Consider the following 5,782-nt stretch of genomic DNA (forward strand, 5'->3'; position numbering starts at 1 on the left):
GGCCATCACGCCACGCCACGAACCAGAACCGTCAGCACACCCGCTGAATGATTACGTCGGCGGTCTGGTCTATGGGCGGCTGCTCTTCATCATCGTCACCGTGCTGACCTCGCTCACCACGGCGCTGGTGTACGGCCTGGGCGGCGCCCTCACCATCGACGGCACCCTTCCGATCGGCACACTGGTCGCGATGGTGACCCTGCTGCTGCGGCTGTACGGACCGATCAACCAACTGTCGAACATGCCGGTCACGGCGATGACCGCGCTGGTGAGCTTTGACCGGGTCTTCGAGTTGCTGGACCTTGAGCCGCTTATCTCGGAACACCCCGACGCCCACGCGCTGCCCCTGCCTGGTCCCGACGGCCCGGCACCGTACATCGAGTTCGACCGAGTCAGCTTCCGGTATCCCACCGCCGAGGAGGTCTCGCTCGTGTCCCTGGAGTCGGTCCCGGTGCGCACACCGGAACGCGGCGACACGGCGCTGAGTGGCGACACGATGCTGACATTGCGCGAGCTGAGCTTCCGTGCGCCAGCGGGCAAGCTCACCGCTCTGGTCGGGCCGTCCGGCGCGGGGAAGACCACGATCACGCACCTGGTGCCACGGTTGTACGACCCCACATCGGGGTCGATCCGGATCGGCGACCACGACGTCCGTGATCTGACCCTTCAGTCCCTGCGGGACACCGTCGGCGTGGTCACCCAGGACGCGCACCTCTTCCATGACACCCTGCGGGCCAACCTGGCGTACGCCCGGCCCGGCGCCACCGAGCAGGAGCTGATCGACGCCTGCAGGGCAGCACAGGTGTGGGACACCATCCACGCCCTGCCGGACGGCCTCGACACGGTGGTCGGTGACCGTGGCTACCGCCTCTCCGGCGGCGAGAAGCAGCGGATCTCCCTGGCTCGGCTGCTACTCAAGGCTCCACCGGTGGTGGTTTTGGACGAGGCGACCGCCCACTTGGACTCGCAGTCCGAAGCAGCCATCCAGCGCGCTCTGAAGACTGCTCTGGCAGGCCGGACCTCCCTGGTGATAGCGCACCGGCTGTCCACTATCCGCGAGGCAGACCAGATCCTCGTCGTCGAGGCCGGACAGATCCGGGAGAGCGGCGCCCACGAGGAGCTCCTGGCCGCGGACGGGCTCTACGCGCACCTGTACCGCACCCAGTTCGCCCAGCAGGCCTCTGACGACGCCGCGGGCGTCCACATTGACTCAATGTCGACTCGGTGATGCGGTGACCTGGCTCGCACCGGGCTGCCCTCCCACGGCATCGGTCGCGCGCCACCGCCGTACATCTCAAGGATGACCCGGTTGCCGAATTACCTCCGCCGGCCGATGTCCGGCCGACGATTCCTCCCTAGGGTCGGAGCATGACCAATGTGAACGCCTCGGACCAGGTCGTCGTACGGCTGGACGGCGTGCGCAAGGAATACGGGCAGTCGGTCGCGCTCGACAGCGTGTCCTTGGAGATCCGGGCCGGCGAGGCGGTCGCGGTGATGGGGCCGTCGGGCTGCGGCAAGTCCACGCTGCTCAACATGGTCGCCGGCCTGGACCGCCCCACCACCGGGACGATCAATGTCCACGGCGACGATCTGGGCAGCCTCAACGAGACCGGCTTGGCGCTGTTCCGTCGACGGCGGATCGGCATGATATTCCAGTTCTTCAACCTTCTCGACGATCTGACGGCGCTGGACAATGTGGCACTCGCCGCCCAGCTAACCGGCACCTCGGCCCGCCAGGCCCGCAAGCGCGCGCTGAAGCTGCTCAACGAGCTCGGCGTCGCGGACCGCCGGGACAACTACCCGGCGACGCTCAGCGGCGGTCAGCGCCAGCGGGTAGCTGTGGCCCGGGCGCTGATGAACCAGCCCTCACTGCTTCTGGCGGACGAGCCGACCGGCGCTCTGGACCGGCAGAGCGGCGAGCAGGTGATGAACCTGCTGCTCGACCTCAACCGGGTCGGCCAGACGCTGCTGATCGTCACACACGATCCGCGCCTCGCCGAACGGTGCGCGACCCGGCTGATCGAGTTCGAGGACGGCCGGATCGCTCGTGAGAGCAGATTGGAGCGGGTCGGATGAGCGCAGTGTGGTTGGCCGCGCGGGCGGCGGTCCGACGCCGCCGGCTGCAGACGGTCATCATCGCCATTGTCGTCCTGCTGTCCACAGCCACCATGGTCATCGCGCTGGGGCTGCTGGACTCGGCCAGCCGGCCCTTCGACCGGGCGTTCGACAAGCAGCGCGGCGCGCACGCTGCCACCGCTTTCGACTCCGCCAACGTCTCCGACGCTCAACTCGCCACGACTGCCCAGCAGCCAGGCGTCGAGGCTGCCGCCGGCCCCTTCGGCCAGACCTCCGTGAGCCTGGCCCCGGGCAGCGTCCCCTTCCTTGCGGGCCCGCTGACCGTGGTGGGTCGCGCCGACCCGGGCGGCCCGGTGGACCGGGTACACCTGTGGGACGGTCGCTGGGCCACCGACCCCGGCGAGATCGTCGTGAACGAGACACCGCCTTCCGTCGGCAGCCATTCGCCGTTTCCTCTCGGCGGGCAGGTCGTGACCCCGCAGGGCACGAAGCTCACCATCGTCGGATACGCCTACACCCTGAGCCGGACCGCCGACGCCTGGGTCTCGCCGGCACAGATGGAAGTGATGGGCCCGACGGCCACCCAGATGCTGTACCGCTTCGACTCGGCGGGGACGCAGGCCGAGATCAACCGGAGCCTCGACCGGGCCACGGCGGATCTGCCCAGGGGCGCGCTCGTCGCCGCGCAGTCTTACCTCACCATCAAGCAGGATGTCGCCTCCGGGCCGGGCGTGTACGTGCCCTTCCTGATGGTCTTCGGCATCCTCGGCATCATCGTCGCCGTGTTGATCGTCGCCAACGTCATCAGCGGCGCGGTCGTCGCCGGCTTTCGGCACATCGGTGTTCTCAAGTCCCTGGGGTTCACGCCACGTCAGGTGGTCGAGGTCTACCTGCTGATGGTCTCGCTGCCGGCGGCCGTCGGCTGCGTGCTGGGCACCGTCGGCGGCGTACTCGCCACGGAGCCGCTGTTGACCAGCGCGTTCCAGGGCACGGGCATGGACCTCAGCGGTGTCGGCGTCAGCGCGTGGGTGCCGGTAGCCGCCCTGGTGGGGATACCCGCCCTCGTTGTCCTCGCGGCAGCCGTACCGTCAAGGCGGGCGCACCGGCTGTCCGCGGCCGAGGCGATCAATGCGGGCAGCGCGCCGCGCCCGGGTCGGGGGCTGCGGGTTCAGCGCCGACTCAGCGGCAGCCGGTTGCCGCGCTCGGTCAGTCTCGGTCTGGGGCTTCCGTTCGCGCGGCCCGCCCGTACCGCGATGACGCTGGTGGCCGTGCTCCTCGGCGTGACCACCGTGACATTCGCGGCCGGCCTGGTCGGTACGGTCGTCAAGTACGGCAAGGCAACAACGCACTCGTCGGCCGCCCAGCTCACCGTCGAGCCCGGCCGGACGCAGTTCGGCGAGACCGCGCCGAAGCTGGACGACCGGCAGATCGAGGCGATGCTGCGGTCCCTGGACGGCACGAAGCACGTGACGGTCGACGTGCATGTCCCCGTGTCCGTCACGGGTTCCTCCCAAAGCGTCGTCGCCGACTTCTGGCGGGGGGACACGTCCACGCTGGACTTCCAGGACCAGATCGTCACGGGGCGCTGGATCGCCGGGCCCGGCGAGGTCGCCGCGTCCACGGCGTTCCTGCACAAGCGGGGCCTCCGCGTCGGCGACCAGCTACCGCTGGATGTGGGTGGTAAGCAGATCCGCACCACCATCGTCGCCTCGCTGATGAGCCAGCAGGACCTGCTCTACGCGGACTGGCGGACGCTGTCCGCCCTCGATCTGGACGTCAGGCTCCTCAACTCCCACGTCCAGTATCTGGTGCAGGTCTCCCCCGACACCAGCCTCGCCCGCTACACCTCCGCCGTGCGGGCAGTGGACCAGGGCCTCTACTCGCATCCGAACTCCGGTTCGACCACCTTCACCGCCGCCGTCATCAGCCTGTCGACGGTCCTCACCCTTATTCTGGCGACGGTCGCGGGGCTCGGGGTCTTCAACACAGTCGCCCTCAACACTCACGAACGCCGCCGTGATCTGGCGATGCTCCAGTCGATCGGCATGACGCCCCGCCAAGTGATCAGCATGACGCTCACCTCCATGGCGGCTGTGGGCACAATCGGCGGACTGCTCGGCATCCCGTTAGGCGTCCTCACCCACCATGTGATCATGCCGATCGCGGGCCACGCGGCGAGGGTCGATCTGCCCGCGCGCATGGTGGACGTATGGTCCGCACACCTCCTCGTGCTGCTAGGTCTCGCCGGCATCATGATCGCGGTACTTGGCGCGTTCTTCCCAGCCCGTGCGGCGACCCGCACGACCATCGCGGAAGCGTTGCACAACGAATGACGGATGCGGGTGATTGGTCACCCACCAAGAAATGCTTTCGAATGCGGACGCCGATCACCGTCAGGTGGTCGGCGTCCAGTTTTCCCCCTGGTCTCCGCGCCTTCCGCACCGGAAGAAGACGTGCGACCATGAATCGCACATATCCCCGACAGGTTTTCCGGAATCTGCCCGGACATCTCGCCACACGGTCCCGTGGCCGGTGCCGACCACGCCATCACGCCGCTCTCCTTTTCGACACCGCACGTGACATCAAATTCCTGCATGCACGGAGAGTCTATGAGGATCAATTATTTGCGCGATCATGCGCCTGCGGCGAGCAGGACGAGCGGTCCGTGCGAGCGGGTTGAAAGGAATGTGGACGGACATCCACTCGCTCCGGCCGCCGACGGCAACAAGGCTCCGGAGCTGGACCGCGCCGTCGTCGACCGGGCCGAGCGGCGGCTGGCTGGCCGGGTGTGGCGGACGCCGGTCGTGCGGTGCGACCAGCTCGATGTCCTCGGCGGCGCGCGCCTGTGGCTGAAGGCGGAGAACCTGCAGCGCGGCGGGTCGTTCAAGATCCGCGGTGCACTGCTGGCCGTGGAGCACCTCGCCACCTCCGGCAGCCGGGGGGTGATCGCGCAGAGCACGGGCAACCACGGGATCGCGGTCGCTCTGGCCGCCCGCCACCACGGGCTACCCACCATCGTGCTCCTGCCGTCCGACGCCGCGCCGGCCAAGATCAGCCAGATCCGGAAGGCCGGTGCCGAGGTTGTGACGGCCGGCACTGTGCTCGCCGACCGGGTGGCCACCGTGGCGGAACTCCGCCAGTTGCACGGGTACGACGTCATCGACCCCTACCAGAACCCCCATGTGATCGCGGGTCAGGGGACCGCGACAGCCGAGCTGCTCGGGCAGGTTGCCCAGGAGGGTGCGTGCCTGGACGCCGTCATCGTTCCGGTCGGTGGCGGCAGCGCGATTGCCGGCGCCTGCCTGACGACCGCGGGACGCGACGTATCCGTGGTCGGGGCCGAGCCACAGGCCGTGCCCGCGCTCACCGCGGCCCTTTGCGCGCACCGGCCGGTGACCGTACCCGCCAGGCACACCATCGCCGACGGGCTGCGCCCCGACCGGATTGGCGCCCTCCCCTTCGACCTCGCCCACCGGGCCGTGGCCGCGGTCGTGACGGTGTCGGAGGAAGCCATCGTCGAGGCGCTGCGGGCGGCGTTCCTGCGCGCCCGGTTGGTCATCGAACCGGCGGCGGCCACCGCGCTCGCCGCAGCCCTGGAGCACGCGCCCCGTCTTGGCTCGGACGTCGGCGTGCTGCTCACCGGCGGGAACATCGAACCGAGCCTGGTCGCCTCGCTGCTGGCCGGCCCGGAGGTCTGACCCCCGGC

At 69.1% G+C, this 5,782-nt stretch carries 4 protein-coding genes; all 4 read left to right on the forward strand.

Translation table 11 applies throughout. The features are described from left to right. The coding region (locus AC08OP_RS19435) for an ABC transporter ATP-binding protein (protein ID WP_476615490.1) at positions 1 to 1,228 on the forward strand (1,228 nt) is incomplete at its 5' end. A gap of 140 nt (positions 1,229 to 1,368) precedes the next feature. Then, entirely contained in the window at positions 1,369 to 2,076 is a 708-nt protein-coding gene (locus AC08OP_RS19440; RefSeq protein ID WP_476615491.1) for an ABC transporter ATP-binding protein, read from the forward strand. After that, positions 2,073 to 4,409 carry an ABC transporter permease gene (locus AC08OP_RS19445; protein WP_476615492.1) on the forward strand — a complete coding sequence of 779 codons (2,337 nt, stop codon included), beginning with the start codon at positions 2,073 to 2,075 and terminating at the stop codon, positions 4,407 to 4,409. Before AC08OP_RS19440 ends, AC08OP_RS19445 begins: the two co-directional genes overlap by 4 nt. 354 nt (positions 4,410 to 4,763) lie before the next feature. Continuing rightward, positions 4,764 to 5,774 carry a threonine ammonia-lyase gene (locus tag AC08OP_RS19450; RefSeq protein ID WP_476615493.1) on the forward strand — a complete coding sequence of 337 codons (1,011 nt, stop codon included), beginning with the start codon at positions 4,764 to 4,766 and terminating at the stop codon, positions 5,772 to 5,774. The last annotated feature ends 8 nt before the right edge of the window (positions 5,775 to 5,782 follow it).

This window comes from Frankia sp. CeRuru1 (assembly GCF_977966315.1).

What these genes read in the sequence shown, in the direction of transcription:
- AC08OP_RS19440 (WP_476615491.1), top strand. Translation starts at nt 1,369, where the DNA reads ATGACCAATGTGAACGCCTCGGACCAGGTCGTCGTACGGCTGGACGGC.
- AC08OP_RS19445 (WP_476615492.1), top strand. Translation starts at nt 2,073, where the DNA reads ATGAGCGCAGTGTGGTTGGCCGCGCGGGCGGCGGTCCGACGCCGCCGG.